Source organism: Stenotrophomonas sp. ISL-67 (assembly GCF_018612915.1).
Lineage (GTDB): Bacteria > Pseudomonadota > Gammaproteobacteria > Xanthomonadales > Xanthomonadaceae > Stenotrophomonas.
Genome location: NZ_JAGGRL010000009.1, coordinates 184,199 through 208,499, shown reverse-complemented (window position 1 = coordinate 208,499; position 24,301 = coordinate 184,199). Strand labels below are relative to the sequence as shown.

The following is a 24,301-nucleotide window of genomic DNA, read 5'->3' as shown; positions in this document are numbered from 1 at the left end:
GCAAGGGGCCCGTTTTTTATTGCCTATCGATTCGCGCGTGTCGATTGATTCTGCGTCCGGCAGCGCAACCTGGATGTGACCTGCGGCCGGGAACAGGGGCCGGGCCCTGCGTATCGTTCACATGTAACCATACGCAGATAACGTATACTCATGCATGCAGTGTTTGTGGAACTGGCGGGATTCGCCCGTAACCGGGCAGCGCACCTGGATGACGCGGGCTTTCGTGAGCTGCAGCAGTGGCTGACGCGCGAACCGGAGCGCGGCGATCTGATCGTGGGCACGGGTGGGCTGCGGAAGGTTCGATTTGCTGATGAAGGTCGCCAGCGTGGCAAGCGCGGGGGCCTGCGGCTGATCTACTACTGGTGGCCCGATGGTGCGCAGTTCTGGTTGTTCACGGTGTACGGCAAAGGCATCCAGGACGACCTGGATCCGGCACAACGGCAGCTTCTTTCAAGGCTGCTGGATCAGGAGCGGAAGGCGAGGAGCCCAAGATGAAACGAGACATTTTCGCAGAGCTGGTCGAGGGGATGGAGGAACTCGCCCATGCGCGGGGGGGCAAGGTCACCCTGCGGACACATGCGGTAAAACTGGCTGCGCTGCCCCCACTGGCTGCAAACGAGCTGATCGCCATTCGCGAGAAGCTCAACATGTCGAGATCGATCTTCGCGATGTACCTGCGGACCAACGCACGCACCCTTGAGAACTGGGAGCAAGGGCGTGCGCGACCCAATGCGCAGGCGGCGACGCTGATCCGGCTTGTCCAGGCTTATCCGCAGACCGTGCAGCATCTCGCAGCCCTCGGTGCGGCGGCAGCGTAACGCTGCACCAAGACTTAGTGGGGCCGCAGCAGCAAGCGCAGGTCGTCGCCTACCTGACGCTGGTCCACCAGCCGCAGCCGACGCTGCTGTTCCATGGCGTGGATGCCCAGCCCGCCCAGCAGCGGCCGGCCGTGCTCGCCGAGCAGGGTCGGCGCCTGGTAGAGCAGCAGTTCATCCACCCAGTCGCCGGCCAGCAGCGCGCCGCATAGGGTGGCGCCTGCTTCCGTGTGCACTTCGTTGATGCCGCGCTCCGCCAGCAGGGTCAACACTGCTCCCAGATCGAGCCGGCCATTCTGGCTGGGCACGCTCGCGAACTCGGCATCGGCCGCATCGGGAGGGCTCACGGCGGCGTCGTGCAGGTAGAGCGTGGGTGCCCCACCCTCGCGAACCCGGGCGCATTCCAGTGAGCGCAGGCGCGAATCCAGTACCACGCGCAGCGGCGCCATCACTTCGGTGTCAGGCAGACGTACGGTCAATTGCGGGTCGTCGGCCAGCACGGTGTCGGCGCCGGTCAGGATCGCGCCGGCACGGGCGCGCCAGTGCTGCACATCCTCACGTGCCGCGGCGCCGGTAATCCACTTCGAGGTGCCGTCGGCCATGGCCGTGCGGCCGTCCAGGCTGGCTGCCAGCTTGACCCGCAGCCACGGACGTCCACGTTCAACGCGCGACAGGAAGCCGTGATTGAGTTCGCGCGCCTGGGTCGCCATGAGCCCTTCGACGACTTCGATAGCGGCCTCGCGCAGCAGGGTGAAGCCGCCGCCATCGACCTTGGGGAACGGGTCGCGCATGGCCGCCACCACCCGTGCAACGCCGGCCTCGATCAGCGCCAGCGCGCACGGTGGCGTGCGCCCGTGATGGGCGCAGGGTTCCAGTGTCACGTAGGCGGTGGCTCCGCGCGCCTCTTCGCCGGCCTGGCGCAGCGCGAATACTTCGGCGTGCGGGCCGCCGGTGCGCTGGTGCCAGCCCTCGCCGACGACGCGGTCGCCATGCGCGATCACGCAGCCTACCATCGGGTTGGGCCGGGCGGTGAACCTGCCGCGTTCGGCCAGGCGCAGCGCACGGGCCATGTGCAGGTGATCGAGCGTGGAGAAGGTCATGGCGGCCATGGTAACGCCCGGCAGCCGGTGCGACGTAGAGCGGGCCTCTGGCCCGCTGCAAAGAAAGGGTAGAGCGGGGCTCTGCCCCGCTGCCCAGAAATGCAGCGGGGCCGACCTAAGCAGCGGGGCAGAGCCAAGCAGCGGGGCAGAGCCCCGCTCTACCCTTTCTTTTTTTTGGTCAGGGCGATCACATCGCCCAGCAGCTGCAGCTGCTCGGTACTGGACGGCAGCTCGCGCTCGAGCTTCTCGATCTCCTCGCGGAAATCGGCCACGTCCTCGAAGCTTCGGTACACCGACGCGAACCGCACGTAGGCCACGTGATCGAGCTTGCGCAGCTCGTTCATCACGAACTCGCCGACCTTGATCGAGGGGATTTCGCGTTCGCCGCACATGCGCAGCTGCTGCATCACCGCGCGCACCGCCAGCTCGATCTTGTCCTCGGGCACCGGGCGCTTCTGCAGCGCACGGTCGAAGCCAACCCGCAGCTTGCGGGCATCGAACTGCTCGCGGCTGCCATCGCTCTTGACGATCGCGGGCAGCTTCAACTCGATGGTTTCCAGGGTGCTGAAGCGCTCGCTGCAGGCCTCGCACTCACGCCGACGGCGGATCGTCGCGCCGTCTTCGGAGACGCGCGAGTCGATCACCCGGGTATCGGCATGCTGGCAGAACGGACAGTACATGGAACGCCTTGCATCAGAGAAACGTCATGCCGTGGTCACGGCAGCGTCGCAACGGTACCTGAGAAGGCCCCGACGTACAAATCGGGATGTGGTTCGTGTTTCCAGGCAGCGGCGCAGGGCGCCGCTGCCTGGAAAGGCATCACCCGTAGACCGGGTACTTGCGACACTGCGCGCTGACCGCGTCGCGCACGCGGGCGATGACCGCCTCGTCGGCCGGGGCGTCGAGCACGTCGGCGATCCAGGTGGCCAGTTCCACGCAGTCCGCTTCCAGGTAGCCGCGGGTGGTCACCGCCGGGGTACCCAGGCGCAGGCCCGAGGTCACGAACGGCGAGCGCGGGTCGTTGGGCACCGCGTTCTTGTTGACGGTGATGTGCGCCTTGCCCAGCGCGGCTTCCGCATCCTTGCCGGACACATCCTTGCCGATCATGTCCACCAGCATCAGGTGATTCAGGGTGCCGCCGGAGACGATCTTGTAGCCACGGGCGATCAGCGTGGTGGCCATCGCCTGGGCGTTCTTGACCACCTGCTGCTGGTAGGCCTTGAAGCCCGGCTCCAGCGCTTCCTTGAACGCCACGGCCTTGGCCGCGATGACGTGCATCAGCGGACCGCCCTGGATGCCCGGGAACACGATGGACTGCAGCTTCTTCTCGATCTCTTCGCCGGCGCCCTTGGCGATGATGATGCCGCCGCGCGGGCCGCGCAGGGTCTTGTGGGTGGTCGAGGTGACCACGTGCGCATGCGGCAGCGGGCTGGGGTACACGCCGGCGGCGACCAGGCCGGCGACGTGGGCCATGTCCACGAACAGGTAGGCACCGACCTTGTCGGCGATGGCGCGGAAGCGCGCCCAGTCCACCACCTGCGAATAGGCCGAGAAACCGGCCACGACCATCTTCGGCTTGTGCTCCAGGGCCAGGCGCTCGACTTCGTCATAGTCGATCAGGCCCTGCTCGTTCACCCCGTACTGGACGGCGTTGAACAGCTTGCCCGAGGCATTGACCTTGGCACCGTGGGTCAGGTGGCCGCCATGGGCCAGGCTCATGCCCAGGAGGGTGTCGCCCGGCTTGAGCAGCGCGAAGTACACCGCCTGGTTGGCCTGCGAACCGCTGTGCGGCTGCACGTTGGCGTAGTCCGCATCGAACAGCTGCTTGAGGCGGTCGATCGCCAGCTGCTCGGCGATATCCACGTATTCGCAGCCACCGTAGTAGCGCTTGCCCGGATAGCCTTCGGCGTACTTGTTGGTGAGCTGGCTGCCCTGGGCCTCCATCACGGCCGGGCTGGTGTAGTTCTCGCTGGCGATCAGCTCGACGTGGTCTTCCTGGCGCTGGGTTTCGGCGGCGATGGCCTTGGCCAGTTCGGGATCGTAGGTTTCGATGCGGACGTCACGCGGGAACATCGCTTACTCCAGGCAGAAGGGGGAAACAGCGGGCCCCTGATTGTAAGGCGGAACCCACCCCGGAACGAACAAGCGCGCCCGGGGGCGCGCTTGTTCGTTCCGGGTCCAGGGCAGCCACGCAGGGCGTGGCTCTACCTGGGGCGCGGATTACCGGTTGTTGATCACGTAGTCGGCGATGATCCCGGTGGCGATGGCCACCATCAGCAGGTTGCCGCGGTCATCGCGGATCCAGTGGTGGCCATGCGGCGGGCGGCGCACGGAGTAACGGCTGTAGTCGTTGACCACGTACACCGGCCCCCGGTAGTACTCGTTGTAGCGGTGGCCGCGGGCCCAGCCGTAGCCCCGGCCGGGGCCCGGGCGGTAGACCACGCGCGGCGGCGGCGCCGGGCGGTAGTAACCGCGGTTGTCATGGTAGCGGCGGTCGTGACGGGCTTCACGGCGGCGGTCGTCGTGGCGGTCATGGCGATCGTCGTGATGACGGTCATGGCCGCGGCCGCGATGGTCGTCGGCGAAGGCCGGGGCGATGCTGCCCAGCGCGAGCAGCGAGGCCACGATTCCGACCACAATTCGATTCATGTGCATGATTGGCCTCGCTTGGTGGAGTGATGGCTCCATCATGCTGATGGCATCTGAACGGCTTCCGGCTGGAAACGGTTTCCAATCCAGCGGCTTTGACGACCCATTCAGGCAGCGGCAAGCCCCGCCCCATGGGCCGGCCGGCGGCGGTCAGCGCTTCCGGCTATAATTGCCGCCATCCCTTTTCATCTGTGCTTGTTCCTGACGGAACGGGCGCAGGGTTGCGCCTTCGGAGAGCTCATGTCCTCGCAATACATCTACACCATGAACCGCGTCAGCAAGGTGGTTCCGCCCAAGCGGCAGATCATCAAGGACATCTCGCTGTCGTTCTTCCCGGGTGCCAAGATCGGCCTGCTGGGCCTGAACGGCTCGGGCAAGTCGACGGTGCTGAAGATCATGGCCGGCGTGGACACCGACTTCGAGGGCGAAGCCCGCCCCCAGGCCGGGATCAAGGTCGGTTACCTGGCCCAGGAACCGGAGCTGGACCCGACCAAGACCGTGCGTGAATCGGTCGAGGAAGGCGTGGGCGAAGTGCTGCAGGCCCAGGCCGCGCTCGACGCGGTGTACCTGGCCTATGCCGAGGAAGGCGCCGATTTCGACAAGCTGGCCAAGGAACAGGAGCGCCTGGAGGCGATCCTTGCCGCCGGCGACGCGCACACGCTGGAAAACCAGCTGGACGTGGCCGCCGACGCGCTGCGCCTGCCGCCGTGGGATGCCGTGGTTGGCACCCTGTCCGGTGGTGAGAAGCGCCGCGTGGCGCTGTGCCGCCTGCTGCTGCAGAAGCCGGACATGCTGCTGCTCGACGAACCAACCAACCACCTCGACGCCGAATCGGTCGAGTGGCTGGAACAGTTCCTGGCGCGCTACACCGGCACCGTGGTGGCCGTCACCCATGACCGCTACTTCCTGGACAACGCCGCCGAGTGGATCCTGGAACTGGACCGCGGCCGCGGCATTCCGTGGAAGGGCAATTACACCGACTGGCTGACCCAGAAGGATGATCGCCTGCGCCAGGAAGACAACCAGGAAAAGTCCCGCCAGAAGGCGATCCAGAAGGAACTGGAGTGGTCGCGCCAGAACGCCAAGGGCGGCCGCACCAAGGGCAAGGCCCGTCTGGCCCGCCTGGAAGAGCTGCAGTCGGTTGATTACCAGAAGCGCAACGAGACCAACGAAATCTTCATCCCGCCGGGCGAGCGCCTGGGCAACGCAGTGATGGAATTCAAGAACGTCTCCAAGAAGTTCGGCGACCGCCTGCTGTTCGACGACCTGAACTTCCTGGTCCCGGGCGGCGCGATCGTGGGCATCATCGGCCCGAACGGCGCGGGCAAGTCGACCCTGTTCAAGATGATCACCGGCCAGGAAAAGCCGGACACCGGCGAGATCGTGGTCGGCCCGACCGTGAAGCTGTCCTACGTGGACCAGAGCCGCGACGCGCTGGAAGGCAACCACAACGTCTTCCAGGAAATCGCGGGCGGCCTGGACATCCTCAACATCAATGGCATCGAGATCCAGTCGCGCGCCTACATCGGCCGCTTCAACTTCAAGGGCCAGGACCAGCAGAAGCTGGTCGGTTCGCTGTCCGGTGGTGAGCGTGGTCGCCTGCACATGGCCAAGACCCTGCTGCAGGGTGGCAACGTGCTGCTGCTCGACGAACCGTCCAACGATCTGGACATCGAAACCCTGCGTGCGCTGGAAGATGCGCTGCTGGAGTTCCCGGGCAACACGTTCGTCATTTCGCATGACCGCTGGTTCCTGGATCGCATCGCGACCCACATCCTGGCGTTCGAAGGCGATTCGCACGTGGAGTTCTTCCAGGGCAACTACCGCGAATACGAAGAGGACAAGCGCCGCCGCATGGGCGACGACGCCGCCCCGAAGCGCCTGCGCTTCAAGGCGCTGAAATAATAAGGAAAAACGGCCGCGCTCTGCGCGGCCGTTTTGCATTCTGGTAGGCCACGACCGTTGGTCGTGACACAAGGTCAACGGCGGCGTTTCCATTGCTGTGTGCAGGGAGGCCGACGGGCAGCCCCTTACGGGACACGCCGTAAACCCATCCTTGGGGGCTTGGCAAAAACATCCATGTTTTTGACAGTCCCTACAGGGGCTGCCCGCCGGCCTCCCTCGACAGATCGCGTGTGCGGTTGGGAACGGCAGCCACGCAGGGCGTGGCTCTACGCGGCATCCCCCCCGCATGGAAATGATCGAAACGGCATCTGATCTTCCATGGCCACCGACCTTCTTCGGGAGGGCCGGCGGGTGCGGGGGTACGGGACCGTAGAAAACATGGATGTTTTCTACGAGCCCCCATGGATGGGTTCACGGCGTGTCCCGTACCCCCGTACCCGTCGGCCCTCAGCAAGTGATGCACCAGACGAAGGCTCTTGCTTTCGCCATAACCGACCAACACCCATGGACCCCCGCCATGAAGCTGCTTGAAAACCTGTTCCAGCTCGAACAACACGGCACCACCGTGCGCACCGAGATGCTGGCCGGGCTGACCACGTTCCTGACGATGTCGTACATCGTCTTCGTCAATCCGGACATTCTGTCCACCACCGGCATGGACCCGGGGGCCGTGTTCGTGGCCACCTGCCTGGCCGCCGCGCTGGGTTCGCTGGTGATGGCGTTTGCCGCCAACTTCCCGGTCGGCATGGCCCCCGGCATGGGCTTGAATGCCTTCTTTGCCTTCACCGTAGTGGGCGCCGCCGGCCTGCCCTGGCAGCAGGCACTGGCCGCCGTGTTCATTTCCGGCCTGGTGTTCCTCGCACTCTCGCTCACCGGCGTGCGTGCCTGGCTGGTGGCCGGCATTCCCGCCTCGCTGCGCGCCTCCATCGTTGCCGGCATCGGCCTGTTCCTGGCCATCATCGCCCTGCAGAAATCCGGCGTCATCATCGCCAACGCCGACACCCTGGTCGCACTCGGCCCGCTCAACACCGCCCCACCGCTGCTGGCGCTGGCCGGCTTCCTGCTGATTGCCATCCTTGAAGCGCGCCGCGTCAAAGGCGCCATCCTGATCGGCATCCTCGCCGTTACCGGCGCCGCCTGGCTGCTCGGCAACGTCCAGTACCACGGCGTGGTCTCACTGCCTCCCAGCCTGGCCCCCACCTTCCTGCAGCTCGACCTGCCCGGCCTGCTCCACCACGACGGTGGCGCACCGCTCGCCGTGCTCCTGCAGGTCGTGCTGGTGTTCGTGCTGGTCGAAGTCTTCGATGCCACCGGCACCCTGTATGGCGTGGTGGGCCGCGCTGGCCTGCTCAAGCTGCCCGGCGCCCAGAAGCGCTTTGGCCGCGCCCTGCTGGCCGACAGCACCGCGATTGTTGCGGGCTCCCTGCTCGGCACCAGCAGCACCACCGCGTTTGCCGAAAGCGCCTCCGGCGTGCAGGCCGGTGGTCGCACTGGACTGACCGCGCTGGTGGTGGCTGCATTGTTCCTGGCCGCGCTGCTGTTCTCGCCGCTGGCCGGCATGGTGCCCGGCTATGCCACCGCACCGGCGCTGCTGTTCGTGGCCGGGCTGATGCTGCGCGAGCTGGTGGATGTGGAGTGGAACGACCTGACCGAATCGGTGCCTGCTGCCCTGTGCGCGCTGGCGATGCCGTTCACCTACTCGATTGCGAATGGCTTGGCATTCGGGTTCATTGCCTATGCCGTGTTGAAGGCCGGTACCGGGCGATGGCGGGAAGTGCACCCGGCGGTGTGGTTGGTGGCGGCGTTGTTCGTTGCCCGGTATGCGTTGGAATAAGGCGCGGCGTCGGTCAGGGTCATGCGTTACCGTGTCGATCGGCAAGGTCGGCGGTTGTTTGGGAACCAACCCTACCCGGGTAGGTAACGACCGTTGGTCGTTACGCTATTCCGGCGGCAGCTCGAATACCTGGCGCAGGTAGGCCAGGTAGCCCGGGTCGTCGCACATGCTCTTGCCCGGCGAATCGCTGAGCTTGGCCACCGGCTGGCCGTTGCAGCGGACCATCTTGATCACGATGTTGAGCGGCGTCGGGCCCAGGTCGTTGGTCAGGTGCGTGCCGACACCGAACGCGACCTGGCAGCGCCCACGGAAGTAGTCGAACAGGCGCATCACCTTCTCGATGTTGAGCCCGTCGCTGAACACCAGCACCTTGCTGCGCGGGTCCACGCGGCGCTCCTTGAAGTGCGCCAGCATGCGGTCGCCCCAGCTGAAGGGGTCGCCCGAATCATGCCGCACGCCATCGAACAGCTTGCAGAAATACATGTCGAAATCGCGCAGGAACGCCTCCAGCCCCACCACGTCGGACAGCGCGATGCCCAGGTCGCCGCGATACTCGCGTGCCCACGACTCCAACGCCGCCACCTGCGAATCGCGCAGGCGCGGGCCGAGCGCCTGGAATGCCTGCAGGTACTCGTGGGCCATCGTGCCGTGCGGGGTCATGCCGTACAGCCGCGCGAAATGCACGTTGCTGGTACCCACGAACTGGTCGCCCAGTGCGTCGCGCATCATCGGCAGCATGCGGGCGTGCCAGTCGCGCGAGTAGCGGCGGCGGCTGCCGTAATCGGCGATGCGGCACAGCTCGAAGCCCGGCGTGTCGCGCAGCAGCGCCGTCTTGGCCTGCAGGCGGCGCTCGCCTTCGGCGAAATCCGGCGTGCTCGTATTGCGGAACCAGACCTCGTTGATGATCGCCAGCAGCGGCACTTCGAACAGGATGGTGTGCAGCCACGGCCCGGTGATGTCCAGCGCGATCTCGCCCGGCACCGTCTGCGACGGGCGCAGGTCGATGTACTTGCGGTCCAGGTGGAACAGGCCCAGGAAGTCGGCGAAGTCCGGCTTTACGAAACGCAGCCCGCGCATGTAATCCAGCTCTTCGGTGCTGAAGCGCAGCTGGCACAGGTGGTCGATTTCGGCGTTGATCTGCTCGATGAAGCCCGCCAGGTCGATGCCCGGCGTTCGGCACTTGAACCGGTACTGGACCTGCGCGCCGGGGTGCTGGTGCAGCACCGCCTGCATCATGGTGAATTTGTACAGGTCGGTGTCGAGCAGGGACTGGATGATCATCCCCGGATTATGCGCCCCCCAGCATGTACCGACCAACGCGGCGCGCGTCTGATTGCAAGGCATGCATGAAGTGAAGAGCCCCCTTGGTGTTCAAGGGGGCGCGCCGCAGGCGCGGGGATGAGGAAGCTGGTGTGGTGGGGCCCGCGGTTTGCGCAGCGAACCGTGGGGTGAATACGCGAATGCGGATTCACGACCGCAGCAACCGCGGGATCTGGGCCGCCGCGTGCGCCCAGATCGCGCCCCACACCGCGGCCTGCACCAGCAGGTTGCGCCGGGGCGCCTCGAACCGGCGGAAGTAACGCCACAGGCCACGGTGCTTGTGCCATTCCACGAAGAACGGCCGCGAACGGCTCGACACGCCGCGTACGTGCACCACCTGCAGGTCGTTGGCGATCGCCACCACCGCGCCGGCTTCGCGTGCGCGGCGGCACAGGTCCAGGTCTTCGGCATGCAGGCGGTAGCCGGCATCCCAGCCGCCGATGCGGTCGAACAGCGCACGCGGCATCAGCAGCAGCGCGCCCGACAGCGCCGGCACCGTCTGCAGCGCCTGCGACGGATCGGCCGGGATGGCCAGGCGTGCGCCCTGCCCCGGGTGGCGCAGCATGGCGCCAAAATCGGGATCGCGGCGGCGCACCGCCGCATCGGGCTGGCCCTGTTCGTCCACCTGCTCCACGCCCAGCACGCAGTCACCCAAGGCCTGGCCGCGTGCGCGCAGCTGGGCCAGGGTGTCGGCCGCGACCATCAAGTCGGGGTTGATGAAGGCCAGCCAAGGTGCCTGGCTGTCGGCCACGCCCTGGTTGTTGGCGGCGGCGAAGCCGGGGTTGTCGGGGTTGGCGATGAAGCGTACGCGCAGGTCGGCACTGGCGTGGCGCTGCACGATGTCCAGCGTGCCATCGTCGGAATCGTTGTCGACCACGCGGATCTCGGCGACCTCGTCGGCCGCGCGCAGCCGCGCCAGGCAGTCGTCCAGCGTGCTGGCGCTCTGGTAGCTGACGATGATGACGGCAATGCAGGGATTCAAGCAGGCGGCTCCGGAGCAGCGGCGGCGGGCGATCCGAACAGATCGCCCTGGGACCGGGGCATTATCGCCTGCTGATGCAGGCGCTGCAGGTCCTGGCGGACCTGCAGCAGCGGGTCGCTCATCAGGAACCCGGCCAGCCGCGGCTGCCATGTCGGCCAGCGCGTGCCCAGTGCCTCCAGGTCACCGTCGTGCGCCAGCGCCTCACCGCCGCGCGCGACATACGCGTTGGCGCACAGGGCGTTGCGCCAGCCCAGGCCGGCCATGCGCAGGCTCAGGTCAATCAACGCGGCGTTCCAGGAGCCGTAGCTGTGCATGTCCAGGCCGCCAGCCTTGCGTCGCGCGTTGGCACGCAGCAGCACCGCGTGAGTCACCGCCGAAGGCAGTTCAGGGTCCAGCGTAGGCAGCGCGGCGCACGCCTGGGCCATCGCGGACAGATCGTCCGGCACCGGGTTGATCTCGCCCAGCCGCGGCCAGGCCGCCGTTTCACCGGCGTTGCACCATGGCGTGGCCGAACCGATCGACGCATCCCGCGCGAAGCAGGCATCAAGCTGCTGCAGCCAACCGGGTGCGGGCACGGCATCGGGCGCCAGCACCAACACGTCGCCGCCGTCGCACGCGCGCAGCATTTCATCCAGGTGGGCCACTTCGCCAATCGCGCGCGCACGTCGGGTGTATTCGGCCCGCAGCGGTGTATGTGCCAGCCAGTGTTCGATCACCGCCTGTGCACGTGGCCCCGCCTGGCCGTCATCGGCCAGCCATACCGGCGTCTGCGCCGGGGTGCCTGCATCCAGTGCGGCCAGGCAGCGGTCCAGGGCGCTGTCATCGACCCCGATCGGCAGCAACACGATCGTTCCCATCCGTCCCCCTGAGTGCGGCGTCGTGACCGCAGCGTAGCAGGACTCAGCGCCTGGGGCGGGACGGGAACGGTTCCATGGCGCGGAAGCGATTGCTGTATTCGTCGGTCAGGTTCCGCGACTCCTGCGCGTTGCGCACGATGGTCGGGGTCAGCAGCACGATCACTTCCGAGCGGTCGGTGTTCTGGGTCTTCCTGCCGAACAGCGCGCCGATCACCGGGATCCGGCTCAGGCCCGGCACGCCGTTGGCGCCGTTCTCGTCCGAATTGGTGATCAGGCCGGCCAGCATGATGGTGTCGCCGCTCTGCACCGCCGCTTCGGTGGAAATCTTGCGGGTGTTGATCGGCGGGTTGCAGGTGGTGCGGGTGGGATCGCAGCCGGAAGGGATCGCGCCGGCCGAGCTGACTTCCTGCACGATGTCCAGGAAGACCACGCCGTCACGGGTGATGCGCGGGCGCACTTTGAGGATCACGCCGGTGTCCAGGTACTGCACCTGGCTGTAGGTGTTGTCACCGCCCACGCCGGTGTTGACCGACACCGAGTTGATCGGGATCTGGGTACCAACGTTGAGGGTGGCCTCGGCGTTGTTGCGCACGAAGATCGAGGGGGTCTGCAGCAGGCGCAGGTTGCTCACCTTGTCCAGCGCGGTCACCACCGCCGCCGCGTTCTTGCCCAGGAACGTCCAGCCGAGCCCGCCGTCGCCGACCCTGCCGGAAATGCTGCCCCAGATCGAACGACCCAATGCACTGGGCAGGTCGATGCCGCTTTCGGTCTTGCCGGTCTGCACCGCCTGTTCAAAGAACCAGTTCACGCCATAGGCGAGGTCGCCGGTCAGCGCCACTTCGGCCACCTGCGCTTCGATGTGCACCTGCATCGGCATCACGTCGAGCTTTTCGATGACTTCGCGGATCGAACGCCAGGCCTGCGGGGTGGAGCGCACCAGCAGCGTGTTGGTTTCCTCCACTGCCGACACGCCAACCGAATCGCCCTGGATTTCCAGGTTGAAGCTGGCGTTGCCGGGCTGGCGCTGCGGCAGGTTCATGGTGCCGTCGCCCATGCCGCCGGTGCGATTGGTGCCACTGTTGCCGGTACTGTTGAAGCTGTCGCCGCTGGTGCCGTCGCGACTACCCAGCTCCTGCACGTTCGCGCCCGGTGCCAGCGAGCCGCCACGGCTGCCGCGGCTGTTTTCGCTGGCGAACGCTTCGGCCAGGCGCTCGGCCAGGTCCTTGGCTTTGACATAGCGCAGTTCGTAGGAGAACAGCCGCGCGCTCCCGCCGGCGGTATCGATGCGTTCCAGCCACTGTTGGATCTGGTCGAGGTAGCGTGCCTGCGGGGTGATGACCAGCACCGCGTTGGCGTTCTCCAGCGGCAGGAAACGGAACATGCCGGCGCTGGGGGTCTTGCTCTCTTCGCCGAACACTTTCTCCAGGTCCGCCGCGACCTGCTCGGCCTTGCCGGTCTGGATGGGGAACACGCCCACGGACATGCCCGACAGCCAGTCGACGTCGAAGATCTCGACCGTGCGCAGGTAGTTCTCCAGTTCGCTGCGGGTGCCGCCGAGGGTGATGACGTTGCGCCCGCTGTCGACGTTGACGATCGCGTTCGGCCGCGCATACGGCTCCAGCACCTTCTTCATCTCGGTGGCGGAGATGTACTGCAGCGGGATGACGCGCACTTCGAAACCGCGCGCGTTGGCCGGCGGCGCGGTGCTCGGCGCGACGGTGCCGGCCAAGGCCTGGTCGGCGGCGACGATGTTGTAGCGGCCGCCGCTGTAGACCATGCGCGCGTTGTTCCAGCCCAACACCATCTCCAGCAGGTTCAGCGCCTGCGCCGAGGACACCGGCTTGGGCGTGGCCAGGGTCACGGTGCCCTGCACGCCCGGCGCGATCACGTAGTTCTGGCCGAGCATGTCGCCCAGGATCGCCTTGACCACCGCGTGCACCGATTCGCCTTCGAAATTGAAGGTGGCCGTACCGGTGCTGGCCTGCGACAACGCCGGCGACGGCGCCGCGGCGGCGCTGCGGTTGATCATGGTGCCGCTGCCGCGACGGATCACCGCCTGTGGCGCGCCGTCGGTGCCCAGCGGCTGCGCCTCCACGCCGTCGTGCGAGCCGTCGCCGGCCACGACCTGGTGCTTGCCATCGAGGACTGCATCGCGGCGCACTTCGGGACCGGGCACGGAGGCGCAGCCTGCAAGCAGGGCCACGGCGAACGACAGGGAGAAAAGACGCAATGTCATGCTTTCACTCTATTTGGTTTGGCCGGAGCCGCCCGCGGGCGGCTGCTGCGACTGTTGCTGTTGCTGCAGTTGCTGGCGACGTGCCTGGATGCGGGCGCGGATGGCCTGCATCTGTTCTTCGCTGGGGCCCTGCGTGGCCGGCTTCTGCGCCGCCGCGGCAGCGGCGGCGACCGCATTCGCGGCTGCTTCGGCGCCGGCCTGCGCGGCCGGAGGTACCGCGCCGGTGACGTTCGTTGTCGGCCCCCGCCCGGCGTTCTGCCCGGGCGGTGGCGGGGGTGGGCGCACGCCATTTCCCTGGGCCGCGCCGGCCGCCGTGCCCAGCACGGTGGGCGGTTCCCCTCCCTGCCCGCTGAAGGTCACCAGTTCCAGCGTCTGCGTGCCACTGGGGCCGGTCACGGTGGCACTGCGCGGTTCCAGCGCGAGCAACTGCCAGCCGTTCACCGCATCGCCGTTGAGGCGCAGGCGCAGCGACTGCTTCTGGTCGGTGGTGAGGATGGCCATGCCGAATTCGGCGGTGAGCAGCACACCGGTCAGCGTGACGGCGCTGGCGCTGCTGCCCGGTTCACTGCCGCCCAGCAGGTAGGGGCGCGGCTTGCGGTCTTCGGCGAACAGGGGGCGCGCACCGATGGCGGCGTACGCTTCGGCCGAGGCGATGCGCTCCGGCGCGGCCGGGGCCAACGTGGGCAGCGGCGGTGGGGCGCGGTCGCCGGCACCGGCCGGGGCGATGCGCCCACCGGCGCCGAACAGCATGGCGATCCAGATCGCGGCGGCCCAGGCGGCCACGCCGCCCAACCACCAGCTGCGCAGGGGCGCGAGTTCAATCTTCAATGGCAGCCCCCTCATCCTGTCCGGTCGTTTCCGGGTCGCTCGGCGCGGCCATGGCCGAAGGCACCGGTTCCAGCCCCGCCGGCGCCGCGTCAGGCACCGGCGCGGCAGGCGCTGCGGCGGCCGCGTCACCGCCTGCGCCCGGCTTGAGGTAGCCGACCAGTTCGAACGACACATCCAGCCCGGTGCCGGTCTCGTTGGGCGATGCCTGGAAACGCTGCGCCAGCAGGTTGAGGTTGCCCACGAACAGGCGCGGGCTGCCGGTTTCCAATGTATGCAGCACCGCTGCCATTTCCGGCACGCCGCAGCGCAGGCGTACCTGCAGTGCCACGCGCGGGAACTGCGCATCGCGCGCGGTGTCGGTCAGCGGCGAGCGGTTGCTGATGGTGCAGCTGCGGTTGCCCGGGCTGGCGGACGCCACCGCATCCTGCAGCCGGCTCGACAACGCGGCCGCGGCCGATTCGGCGGTGGGCTCGCGCAGGAAGCCGGGGCGCCCGTCCAAGGCGGCCTGCACCTGCTGCAGCCGCTGCTGCACCTGGGCACGCTGCTGCAGCTGGGCCTGCACGCGCTGCTCGCGTTCCTGCAGTTCGGCAATGCCCTGGTTGATGTCCAGCAACGGCCGGGTGAACCACGGGTGGACCAGCACCAGGTAGGCCAGCGCGACCACCGCCAGCAGCAACGCCAGCGCCAACCAGCGGTCACGGCGTGTTGGCGGCATTGCCATCGGCAACCTCCGTGGCGGTCGTGGCAGCGGCAGCTGCGCCCGGCAAGGGCTGCAGTTCGGCGGTGAGCGTGAAGCGGTCGCGGCCGGCGGCGCCGCCATCGGCCTGCAGGACGCCGGTCAGGTTGACCTTGCGCCACAGCGGCGAATCCTGCAGCAGCGACACCAGCTGCGACGCCTCGCGGCTGAGCCCGATCAGCTGCAGCGTGTTGCCTTCCACCGACAGTTTTTCAAGATAGGTGCCATCGGGCAGCAGCCGGGTCAGTTCGTTCCACAGCTCCACGGTGCTGGCGTGCGCGGTGCGTTTGCCCTCCAGGAACGCCGCGCCGTCGACCAGCTCCTGCAGTTGCTGGCGTTGCGCCGCCACGCGGCGTGCGTCGTGTGCGGCGGCATCGACCTGCCCGCGCAGGCGATCGGCGGCAGCCTGGCGGTTGTCCAGCAACTGGGTGCCGGCCAAGGCCAGCAGCACCACGGTGGCGATGGCGAGCAGCAGGTTCCAGCGCCGCATCGGGTCGTGGGTGACGCGGCGCTGGGTCGGCGGCAGCAGGTTCACGCCCAGCGGCTGCCCATTGCCATCGTCGGCATCCACGCCGGCCAGCTGCTGCGCCCAGCCGCCGGCCTGCTGCGACCACTGCTCCAGCGCCTGGCGTGGAATGACCACCAGCTCCACCTGCAGCTGGCCGTCGGGCAGCGTGTCCAGTTCGCGCACGTCGTAATGGACCTGGCTGGCCTCGAACGGGGTCTGCCGGTCGATCTCGAAGCCGACCACAGCGCGCAGGCGTGGTGCGGCGGCGGCCGGCAGGCGCAGCGGGCGGCGCAGCACGGCGGTGGCCGGCAGCACCCAATGCCGCGGCAGCGCGCGCAGGCGCGCCTCCAGCACCCGGTCCAGATCGGCCGGCGTGGTCGGCCACGGCAGTTCGGCCACGGCCTGCAGCTGGGTGGCGGTATCGCGGCGCAGCACCAGCTGTTCGGCATGCCGCGACAGCAGCAGGCGTGAGCGCGACCAGCCCATGGCCCATTGCCAGCGCAGCGGCAGCCAGGCCAGCAGCGAACGCCGCCACCAGCGCAGGCCATTGCCCACGCCGGGTGCGAAGCGTCCCCGTGCCTGCACCAGACTGTCCCGCCATGCCGTCATCGTGCTGCCATTCCCTGTTCCCAGCGAAGTACTGTGTAAGTCGTTCCCGGCGTGCCCGCCGCGCCCATGCGCACCACGGCGCGCAACACTGAAACCCGGCCGCGCTCATCCAGGGCGCGGCTCTCGATACTATAGGTGCCGCTGCCACTGGCAAGCGCGCCGGTCACGTTTTCATCGCCGGCCGCTTCGGCCCGCTCGCGTTCGGCCAGCAGGCGCTCGGCATCCAGCCCGAGCGCTTCCAGTACCGGCCCGGACGCGAACCGCGGATCCGGACGCGACTGCCGACTGTACAGGGTCAGCATCGGTTCCATCCGTTCATACAGTGCCGCGTCCATGCCCAGCACCCGCTGCAGTTCGCCCAGCGTCTCGAAGCGCCCGTTGCGCGCGCCATACGGCAGGCCGGCCGCCTGGTAGTCGGCGGTTTCCGCCCCACCGCCGGGCTGCTTGAGGCTGTCGGGATCGCGCCAGTCGGCGATGGCCCCCGCCACCTGCGGGGCGCGCCCGGGCTCCACGTCCAGCGCACGCAGGAACGCGGTCAACAGGGCGGTGTCGGCCAGGTTGAGGTTGATCTTGCCGTTCTCGTCGGTGATCCGCAGGTCGACCTGGCGGCCATCGAAGGTCCAGCGATAGCGGCGGCCGTCGGCCTGCCACGGCGGTTGCAGCGCCGAAGGGCGCAACCGGAACAATGCGTACTCCAGTCCGGCACGGGCATGTTCCTGGCCGATCGCGTCGTCACCGATCACCCGCTGCTGCAGGTGTTCGATGCGTGCACTGAGTGCGAACGCACCCACCACGGCAGTGAGCAGTGCGATCAACCACAGCACCAGCACCAGCGCCGCACCACGCGCACGCCTCATGAGCGAGCCCCGCGCGCCTGCGACAACGCAGCCACCATCGGCGGCCATGCCGGCCCCTGCTGCGGCACGATGCGGATCTCGACCAGCAGCGGCAGCCGCCGGGTGTCGTCCCAGCGTGTCTCCCAGTCCCCGAGCTTGCCGCTGCGCGGATCGATGCCACGGTATCGGAACGCGACCTCGCGCAGCGCGTCGGCCAGCAGCTCCGGCGCGCGCGGCGGCGCCTCGTCGATGCGCTCGCCGTTCTGCACCAGGGTCAGTGCAACCTCCAGCCGCAGCTCCGTGCCACTGCGGTTGACCTGCAGCTCATGCACGTAGGAACCGCCACGGCCGAGGTAACCGGGCAGTTCGGACACGAACAGCATGCGCTGCGGCTCGCCCTGGAAATACAGCGGTTCGCGGGTGGGATCGGGCGGCTCGGCCGCGGTGGGCAGCGCCATGCTCAGGCGCCTGCGCAGGAACCCTTCCACCGCACGCATGCGCTCATTCTGCGCGGCCACGCGTTCGCCGCGCTGGGCGATGTTCATCGCCGAACGCACGGTGGCGAAAGCCAGTGCCAGCCCACCGACCAGCAGCACGGTCGCCAGCAGGACTTCGATCAGGGTGAAACCGCGTGCAGCGCGCCGGCTCATCGCGCCGCCTCGGGCGTATTCGGCAGCAGCCGCAGCGAGCGCCATTGCAGGCGTTCGCCGTTACCCTCGCCCCAGCGCACCTGCAGGGTCACCTGTGCCAGGGTCGGGCCGCCGGTGGGGGTGTCGGCAGCCTGCGGCAGCGCGCTGGTGCGCGCATCCACGTACGGTTCCACCTGCAGGTCCCAGCGGTAGCGGCCGTCCTCCCATTCGCCCTGCGAACGCCCTTCCTGCAGCGGCGCCTCGATGCCGCTCGCGGCGAGCAGCGACTGCGCGTGCAGCACCGCACGCGTGCGCAGGTCGGCGTGGTGCACCTGGCGGGCGGCACCGGAAAGGCTGCCCAGCAACAGGGTCAACGCCAGTGCCAGCAGCGCGAAGGCCACGATCACTTCCAGCAGCGAATAGCCACGCTGGTGCTTCATCGTGCCCCCCGCACCGGACCGGAGCGCACTTCACCGGTGATCCAGCTCACGTCGATGCGCCACCGTGCATCGCGCACGCCCAGTTCGATGGTGCCGCCGCTGGAGCCGCCGTCGGGATGGAACGCGATGCCGCCCTTGCCGCTGGCCACGCCGGCGACCTGGCCGGCACCCCGGAAGTGGACCTCCAGCGCGGCGGGCAGGCTGCCGTGGCGGCCGTTGGCCGCTTCCCAGGTACGCGCCTCGGGATCGATCAGGAAACGCTGGCGTTCACCGGTGGCGATGGCCTGGGTGCGGGTGTAGCGCAGCTGGCTGGCCACTTCCTTGCCGGCATTGCGCAGGCGCACGCCGTCGATGCCGCCGTTCATGGCGGTGGCGGTGATCACCCCGATGATCGCGATCAGGGCGACCACCAGCAGCATTTCCAGCAGCGAAACGCCGCGCACGGCGTACCGTCGCGACAGGGTGCGAGGGCGGCGGGTGCGGCGCGGCGCGGCGGAGGGACGCAAGCGCGCTTACTCGTACTTGATGTCCGCGTCGTAGCTGTTGCCGCCAACCTTGCCATCCTTGCCCAGGCTGATCAGGTCGAACGGCTGGCCTTCGCCCGGCGCGCGGTATTCCAGTGCGTTGCCCCACGGATCGTTCAGCTCGCTCGACTTGGCGTACGGGCCCAGCCAGCCATTGCTGCCGCCGGGCTGGGTGACCAGGTCGTCCAGCCTGGCCGGCAGCTTGCCGGTATCGAGCTGGTAGTTTTCGATCTTGCCGGCCATGGTCTGCACCTGCGACTTGGCGATGTTGGCCTTGCCGCGATCGGCACCGCCGAGCACGCGGCTGCCGACCAGGGTGAGCACCGCGCCGATCAGCACGATGACGATGATGATTTCCAGCAGGCTCATGCCCGACTGGTTGCGCGGCGAAGACAGGCGGACCGCTTTACGACGGTGGATCATGGAAGCTCCTTGCAGCATGTCGGGACGAAGTGCGCCACGGCGGTCAGCCGATGGCATTGGTGAGGTCGTACAGCGGCACCAGCACGGCAACGATGACCAGGCCGACCACCGAGGCCAGCACCAGGGTGATCACCGGCACCAGCGCCGACAGCAGGCGGTCGATGGCGCGTGCGGTTTCCTGTTCGAAGGTATCGGCGGTCTTGAGCAGCATGACATCCAGCGCGCCGGATTCTTCGCCGACCTGGATCATCTGCAGCGCAAGGCGCGGGAAGCGCTTGCCCTTGCTCAGCGAGGCGGACAGGCCATTGCCGTTCTTGACCTCGTCGCTGGCCGCGTCCACATCGGCGGCCAGCGCCCGGTTGCCCAGCACGTTGCGCGCGATGCCCAGGCCGGCCAACAGCGGTACGCCGTTGCGCAGCAGCGTGCCCAGCGTGCGTGCCAATCGTGCGGTTTCCAGCTTGGCCACCAGCCCGCCGATACCCTTGCGCTGCAGCAGCCAGCCATCGAGTGCCAACCGCGCCGCTGGCTGGCGCAGCCTGCGTTCGATCACCAGCAGCGCCAGTGCCGGCACCACGATCATCGCCAGCCAGCCTTCGCGCACCAGCAGGCCCGCGCTGAGCACCCACTGGGTGAACCACGGCAGCGCCACATCGAGGCTTTCATACATCTGTGCGAACTGCGGCACCACGTAGCCGAGCAGGAACAGCAGCGCTCCGCCGACCACCGCCAGCAGGATGGCCGGGTAGATCAGCGCGTTGATCACCCGGCCCTTCAATTCCTGGCTGCGCTCCAGGTAATCGGCCAGCCGCTGCAGCGTATCGTGCAGGCTGCCACCGGCCTCGCCGGCACGCACCATGTTGATGTACAGCCGCGAGAACAGCCCGTGCTGGCGTTCCAGCGCGGTGGACAGCGCGGCCCCGCCACGCACCACATCGCGGATGTCGGTGATCACCCGCCGGCTGCGTTCGTCTTCGGGCAGCTCCAGCAGGATGGTCAGCGCGCGGTCCAGCGGCTGCCCGGCGCCGAGCAGGGTGGCCAGCTGCTGGGTGAACTGCACCAGCGCGCCGCCGTCGAACGGCTTGCGCCGCAGCAGCGCGGCCCAGGAGGTACCGCCAGCACCACCCTCGCCGGCCAGGCGCGCTTCCATCGGCAGGTGCCCCTGGTCCTGCAGTTTCGCGGCCACATCGGCTTCGCTGGCAGCCTCCATCTGGCCGTCGAACAGCTCGCCGTGCGCATTGAGGGCCTTGTAGCGGTACTGCGGCATGCTCAGCTTTCCTCGGTCACGCGCAGCACTTCTTCGAGCGTGGTGTGGCCCATCAGCGCCTTGGCCAGGCCATCTTCATACATGGTGCGCATGCCGGCGGCGCGGGCGATCTGCTCCACCTCGCCCATGCCGGCGCGGCGCATCACCGCGCGCCGCAGCTCGTCGTTCATCACCAGGAATTCCATGATGGTGGTGCGCCCCAGGTAGCCGGTCGGGGCGATCGCCGAGGGCTGCGCGCGGTACAGGAAGATCTCGCCTTCCGGCTGCAGGCGGCGCAGCCCGAACTTCTCGATCTCCTCCGGCGAGGCCGGGTAGCGCAGCGCATGCTGCGGCTCCAGCCGGCGCACGAGGCGCTGGGCCAGGATGCCGTTGATGGTGGAGGTGAGCAGGTAGTCTTCCACGCCCATGTCGAGCAGGCGGGTGATGCCACCGGCGGCGTTGTTGGTATGCAGCGTGGACAGCACCAGGTGGCCGGTCAGCGCGGACTGGATCGCGATGCGCGCGGTTTCCAGGTCGCGCATTTCGCCGATCATGATGATGTCCGGATCCTGGCGCACGATGCTGCGCAGCGCATTGGCGAAATCCAGCCCGATCTGCGGCTTGGCCTGGATCTGGTTGATGCCTTCGATCTGGTATTCGACCGGGTCCTCGACGGTGATGATCTTTACATCGGCGGTGTTGAGCTGGCTCAGCGCGGTGTACAGCGTGGTGGTCTTGCCCGAACCGGTGGGGCCGGTGACCAGCAGGATGCCGTGCGGCTGCTCCAGCACCCTGCGGAACTGCGGCAGGAACGCATCGGTGAAGCCGAGCCGGTGGAAATCGAACACCACCGTGTCGCGATCGAGCAGGCGCATCACCACGCTCTCGCCGTGCGCGGTGGGCACGGTGCTCACGCGCAGGTCCAGTTCCTTGCCCTGCACCCGCAGCATGATGCGGCCATCCTGCGGCAGCCGGCGCTCGGCGATGTTCAGCCGCGCCATGATCTTGATGCGGCTGATCACCGCTGCGGTGAGGTTGGCCGGCGGGCTCTCGCCGTCGATCAGCACGCCATCGACGCGGTAGCGCACCTTCAGCCGGTTCTCGAACGGTTCGATGTGGATGTCCGAGGCGCGCAGTTCCACCGCACGCTGGATCACCAGGTTCACCAGGCGGATCACCGGGGCTTCGGAGGCCAGGTCGCGCAGGTGTTCGATATCGTCGACCACGCTGCCTTCGCCATCGGCGGTTTCGATGATCGCGCCCATCGCGCTGCGACCCTGGCCGAACCAGCGTTCGATGACGTCATCGATCTCCGAGCGCAGGCCGACGTGCAGGCGTACCGGCACCGCCATCGCCAACTGCACCGCATCGGCCGTGTACGGCTCCTGCGGGTCGCTCAGCCACAGGTCGAGCACGCCGTCGTGCAGCGCCAGTGGGCAGGCATGGAACTGTTTGAGGAAGCGCAGCGACAGCGGCAGCGCGTCGATCAGGGATTCGGGGGGCGCTTCGGGCACGCCCTTGCCCTCCAGCAGCGGCAGCGCCAGCACCTCGGCACAGGCCTGCGCGTGGTCACGTTCGGACACCAGGCCCAGCCGCACCAGCAGCGGCAGCAGGCTGCCACCGGCTTCGCGCTGCAGCGGCCGCGCGCGGGTCAGGTCGGCGTCCTTCAGCCGCCCGTTGCGCAGCAACAGCGCCACGATGCGGCTTTCCGCATCCATGGCTGACTCTTCAGCAAGATCGTGGGTTACCGCATTCACGAAAGCTCTCCTGGCGACCCGCAGACTTTAGCAGCTCGCCGTGATGCCACATGCGGTGGTGGCCTTGGAAAACGGGAGCCCGTCACATGACGGGCTCCCGCAGGTACTGCCGGACCGTTACTGGACGGCCTGGATGCTCACGCCACTGAAGGCCGATTCACCCACCAGGTTGATGTAGTAGGTGCCCGCCACCGGCGCGGTGAAGCGCACGGTTTCACTGTTGCCCGGACGCGAGGACTTGGCATCGAAGTCCGTCGCGGTCGGCGCGTCGCCCGCGCTGACGTACAGCGAGACATTGCCACTGCCGCCGTAGGTGAGGAAGCTCAGCGTCTTGCCCGCCGCTGCTTCGAAGCTGTACAGCGTTTCGCTGCCACCGGCGCCGGTCAGACCGCTGACAGCCACGCGGTTGGTGAGCGGCGTCGCATCCGGCGCGCAGTCTTCCGTGCACGGCTCGGCCAGCGCTTCATCCAGTGCCCCTTTGGCGTCGACGATGCCGCTGCCGATCGGGGTGGAGGTCGGAATGGTCACCGGGAACGCACGGGCACTCTGCTTGAGCAGGGTTTCCACCTGCGCCGGGGTCAGCGGGTCCTTGCCGGCCGAGGCCAGCGCGCCCTGCACCAGTGCAGCCACGGCGGCCACGTGCGGCGAGGCCATCGAGGTACCGCCCATGCCCATGTAGGTGTAGGCACCGGAGGTCGGTGTGGTCAGGCCGTCGTAGCCGGCCTGCCAGACGTAGCCGCCGGGATTGCCATCCACGCCGCCACCGCCGCCCGGACCGGACAGGTCGACCGCCGTGCCGAAGTTGGAGTAGGAGGCGATGCCGCCGGTGATGCGGGTGGCGCCCACGGCGATCACGTTGGCGCAGCTGGCCGGACGGTAGCCGGAGGCGTTGGAGGCCTGGTTGCCGGCCGCCACCACCACCGTGGTGCCGCGCGACACCGCGCCGTTGATCGCATCCTGGTAGGCCGGATCGCAGGCGCCGCCGCCGCCCAGGCTCATGTTGATCACTTCAGCCGGGTTCGGGTTGGCCGGAATGCCGGCAACGGTGCCGCCAGAGGCCCAGGTGATCGCGTCGGCGATATCGGACAGGTAGCCGCCGCACTTGCCGAGTACGCGTACCGGCAGCACCTTGGCCTTGTAGGCAAGGCCGGCCATGCCGATGGTGTTGTTGGTGGCCTCGGCGACCGTGCCCGACACGTGGGTGCCGTGCCAGGAGCTGTCTTCGGCCAGCGAACCGGCGTAGCACTCGTTGTCGTTTTCGACCCAGTCGCCGTAGTCCAGTGCACCCGGCACGCGCTCATCGGTGGGACGACGCGAGGTCTCGGCGTCGCTGATGAAGTCATAGCCTTCCAGCAGGGTGCCAGCGGCGAAATCCGGGTGCTGCGGCAGGATGCCGGTGTCGAGCACCGCCACCACCACGCCCTCGCCCTGGGCCACGTCCCATGCAGCAGGTGCGTTCACGCCACCGGTGGGACTGTGCAGGTGCCACTGGTACTGCGTGTAGTACTGGTCGTCCGGCACCAGCTGCGGGGTTTCCTTCGCACGCACGTCGGCGCGCTGCAGCTTGACGTCCACCGCGGCGTACTGGACCGACGGATCGGCCTGGATTTCCTTCAGCACTTTCTGCAGGTCGGCCTGGCTGAGCTTGCCCTGCAGGCGGATCACGTCGGCACCGGTGCCGAGCCGGCGCAGGTGCTGCGGGCTGGCGGCGGCAGCGCGCGAGGCGGTGGCGCCCAGGCTGGCCCGCGACACCGCCGAGGTCACCGCAGCCAGCTTGGCCGAGCGGTCGGAGGCAGCCGCGCTGCCGGGGGCGTACTTGACGATGATGCGTTCGGAACCCTGTTGGGCGGTGCTGGCCTGCTTCGCCGGTTCCTTGACCGGCAACCCGGCGGCATAGGCGCTGGCGCCCACGGACAGCGACAGCACGGCGGCTGCCAGCACATTGATGCGAAGGTTCTGCTTTGTGGTCACGGTGTAATCCTCTTCAAGGTCATGGATCAAACGACTGTTCAGGCCAACACTCCATGCGGAAACCCCGGCCGGCCCTGGCCAGGGTTCCCGTGACCCGCC

At 68.1% G+C, this 24,301-nt stretch carries 23 protein-coding genes; 4 read left to right on the top strand and 19 right to left on the bottom strand.

Going from position 1 to position 24,301, the window contains the following annotated elements; genetic code table 11:
• The first annotated feature begins 150 nt into the window (after nt 1–150).
• Nucleotides 151–495, top strand: a complete 345-nt coding sequence (locus tag J7J08_RS11215) for a hypothetical protein (RefSeq protein WP_214905297.1) — start codon at nt 151–153, stop codon at nt 493–495.
• Nucleotides 492–818 carry a transcriptional regulator gene (locus tag J7J08_RS11210; protein WP_214905295.1) on the top strand — a complete coding sequence of 109 codons (327 nt, stop codon included), beginning with the start codon at nt 492–494 and terminating at the stop codon, nt 816–818. The genes J7J08_RS11215 and J7J08_RS11210 overlap by 4 nt, the downstream gene beginning before the upstream one ends.
• 14 nt (nt 819–832) lie before the next feature.
• Here J7J08_RS11210 and ribD read toward each other — a convergent pair whose 3' ends face one another.
• From ribD to J7J08_RS11190, 4 genes are all read right to left on the bottom strand, one after another.
• Nucleotides 833–1,915, bottom strand: coding sequence for a bifunctional diaminohydroxyphosphoribosylaminopyrimidine deaminase/5-amino-6-(5-phosphoribosylamino)uracil reductase RibD (gene ribD / locus J7J08_RS11205; protein WP_214905443.1), 1,083 nt, complete (start codon nt 1,913–1,915; stop codon nt 833–835).
• A gap of 158 nt (nt 1,916–2,073) precedes the next feature.
• Nucleotides 2,074–2,595 (bottom strand): transcriptional regulator NrdR, encoded by a 522-nt coding sequence (nrdR, locus tag J7J08_RS11200; RefSeq protein ID WP_068849191.1) that lies wholly within the window; start codon nt 2,593–2,595, stop codon nt 2,074–2,076.
• Nucleotides 2,596–2,734: 139 nt separating this feature from the next.
• On the bottom strand, nt 2,735–3,988 hold the full coding sequence (gene glyA, locus J7J08_RS11195; protein ID WP_214905293.1) for a serine hydroxymethyltransferase: 1,254 nt from the start codon (nt 3,986–3,988) through the stop codon (nt 2,735–2,737).
• Between the two features lie 147 nt (nt 3,989–4,135).
• Nucleotides 4,136–4,570, bottom strand: coding sequence for an RcnB family protein (locus J7J08_RS11190; RefSeq protein WP_214905291.1), 435 nt, complete (start codon nt 4,568–4,570; stop codon nt 4,136–4,138).
• Nucleotides 4,571–4,804: 234 nt separating this feature from the next.
• Here J7J08_RS11190 and ettA point away from each other — a divergent pair, with 234 nt between their 5' ends.
• Together ettA and J7J08_RS11180 are read left to right on the top strand one after the other, a co-directional pair.
• Entirely contained in the window at nt 4,805–6,469 is a 1,665-nt protein-coding gene (gene ettA, locus J7J08_RS11185; RefSeq protein ID WP_214905289.1) for an energy-dependent translational throttle protein EttA, read from the top strand.
• A gap of 517 nt (nt 6,470–6,986) precedes the next feature.
• Nucleotides 6,987–8,303, top strand: coding sequence for an NCS2 family permease (locus J7J08_RS11180; RefSeq protein WP_214905286.1), 1,317 nt, complete (start codon nt 6,987–6,989; stop codon nt 8,301–8,303).
• A 105-nt stretch (nt 8,304–8,408) separates the two neighbouring features.
• On the opposite strand, the gene pncB is transcribed toward J7J08_RS11180, so the two are convergent.
• The 15 genes from pncB to J7J08_RS11105 all read right to left on the bottom strand — a co-directional run bounded on the left by pncB (nt 8,409) and on the right by J7J08_RS11105 (nt 24,202).
• A complete protein-coding gene (gene pncB, locus J7J08_RS11175; RefSeq protein WP_214905283.1) occupies nt 8,409–9,584 on the bottom strand; it encodes a nicotinate phosphoribosyltransferase in 1,176 nt (391 codons plus the stop codon).
• A gap of 187 nt (nt 9,585–9,771) precedes the next feature.
• Nucleotides 9,772–10,605 (bottom strand): glycosyltransferase family 2 protein, encoded by an 834-nt coding sequence (locus J7J08_RS11170; RefSeq protein WP_214905281.1) that lies wholly within the window; start codon nt 10,603–10,605, stop codon nt 9,772–9,774.
• Entirely contained in the window at nt 10,602–11,462 is an 861-nt protein-coding gene (locus tag J7J08_RS11165) for a glycosyltransferase family 2 protein (protein ID WP_214905277.1), read from the bottom strand. The genes J7J08_RS11170 and J7J08_RS11165 overlap by 4 nt, the downstream gene beginning before the upstream one ends.
• A 43-nt stretch (nt 11,463–11,505) precedes the next feature.
• Nucleotides 11,506–13,698 carry a type II secretion system secretin GspD gene (gene gspD, locus J7J08_RS11160; RefSeq protein WP_214905274.1) on the bottom strand — a complete coding sequence of 731 codons (2,193 nt, stop codon included), beginning with the start codon at nt 13,696–13,698 and terminating at the stop codon, nt 11,506–11,508.
• Between the two features lie 9 nt (nt 13,699–13,707).
• Nucleotides 13,708–14,526: a general secretion pathway protein GspN gene (locus tag J7J08_RS11155; protein ID WP_214905271.1), complete on the bottom strand. Its 819-nt coding sequence runs from the start codon at nt 14,524–14,526 to the stop codon at nt 13,708–13,710.
• Nucleotides 14,516–15,247 (bottom strand): type II secretion system protein GspM, encoded by a 732-nt coding sequence (gene gspM, locus J7J08_RS11150; protein WP_214905269.1) that lies wholly within the window; start codon nt 15,245–15,247, stop codon nt 14,516–14,518. The genes J7J08_RS11155 and gspM overlap by 11 nt, the downstream gene beginning before the upstream one ends.
• Nucleotides 15,222–16,379 carry a PilN domain-containing protein gene (locus J7J08_RS11145; RefSeq protein ID WP_214905267.1) on the bottom strand — a complete coding sequence of 386 codons (1,158 nt, stop codon included), beginning with the start codon at nt 16,377–16,379 and terminating at the stop codon, nt 15,222–15,224. The genes gspM and J7J08_RS11145 overlap by 26 nt, the downstream gene beginning before the upstream one ends.
• The gene (locus J7J08_RS11140) at nt 16,376–17,236 is read right to left on the bottom strand and encodes a type II secretion system protein GspK (RefSeq protein ID WP_214905265.1); all 861 of its coding nucleotides are present in this window, start codon (nt 17,234–17,236) and stop codon (nt 16,376–16,378) included. The genes J7J08_RS11145 and J7J08_RS11140 overlap by 4 nt, the downstream gene beginning before the upstream one ends.
• Nucleotides 17,233–17,865, bottom strand: coding sequence for a type II secretion system protein J (locus J7J08_RS11135; protein ID WP_214905263.1), 633 nt, complete (start codon nt 17,863–17,865; stop codon nt 17,233–17,235). The genes J7J08_RS11140 and J7J08_RS11135 overlap by 4 nt, the downstream gene beginning before the upstream one ends.
• Nucleotides 17,862–18,284, bottom strand: a complete 423-nt coding sequence (locus tag J7J08_RS11130; protein WP_214905261.1) for a prepilin-type N-terminal cleavage/methylation domain-containing protein — start codon at nt 18,282–18,284, stop codon at nt 17,862–17,864. Before J7J08_RS11130 ends, J7J08_RS11135 begins: the two co-directional genes overlap by 4 nt.
• Nucleotides 18,281–18,703, bottom strand: coding sequence for a GspH/FimT family pseudopilin (locus J7J08_RS11125; RefSeq protein ID WP_214905440.1), 423 nt, complete (start codon nt 18,701–18,703; stop codon nt 18,281–18,283). The genes J7J08_RS11130 and J7J08_RS11125 overlap by 4 nt, the downstream gene beginning before the upstream one ends.
• 93 nt (nt 18,704–18,796) lie before the next feature.
• Nucleotides 18,797–19,231, bottom strand: a complete 435-nt coding sequence (gene gspG, locus J7J08_RS11120) for a type II secretion system major pseudopilin GspG (RefSeq protein WP_214905258.1) — start codon at nt 19,229–19,231, stop codon at nt 18,797–18,799.
• Between the two features lie 43 nt (nt 19,232–19,274).
• Complete coding sequence (locus tag J7J08_RS11115) at nt 19,275–20,495, bottom strand: type II secretion system F family protein (RefSeq protein ID WP_214905255.1); 1,221 nt, start codon at nt 20,493–20,495, stop codon at nt 19,275–19,277.
• 2 nt (nt 20,496–20,497) lie between these two features.
• Nucleotides 20,498–22,231, bottom strand: coding sequence for a type II secretion system ATPase GspE (gene gspE / locus J7J08_RS11110; RefSeq protein ID WP_214905252.1), 1,734 nt, complete (start codon nt 22,229–22,231; stop codon nt 20,498–20,500).
• A 117-nt stretch (nt 22,232–22,348) separates the two neighbouring features.
• Nucleotides 22,349–24,202 carry a S8 family peptidase gene (locus tag J7J08_RS11105; protein WP_214905249.1) on the bottom strand — a complete coding sequence of 618 codons (1,854 nt, stop codon included), beginning with the start codon at nt 24,200–24,202 and terminating at the stop codon, nt 22,349–22,351.
• Between the last annotated feature and the right edge of the window lie 99 nt (nt 24,203–24,301).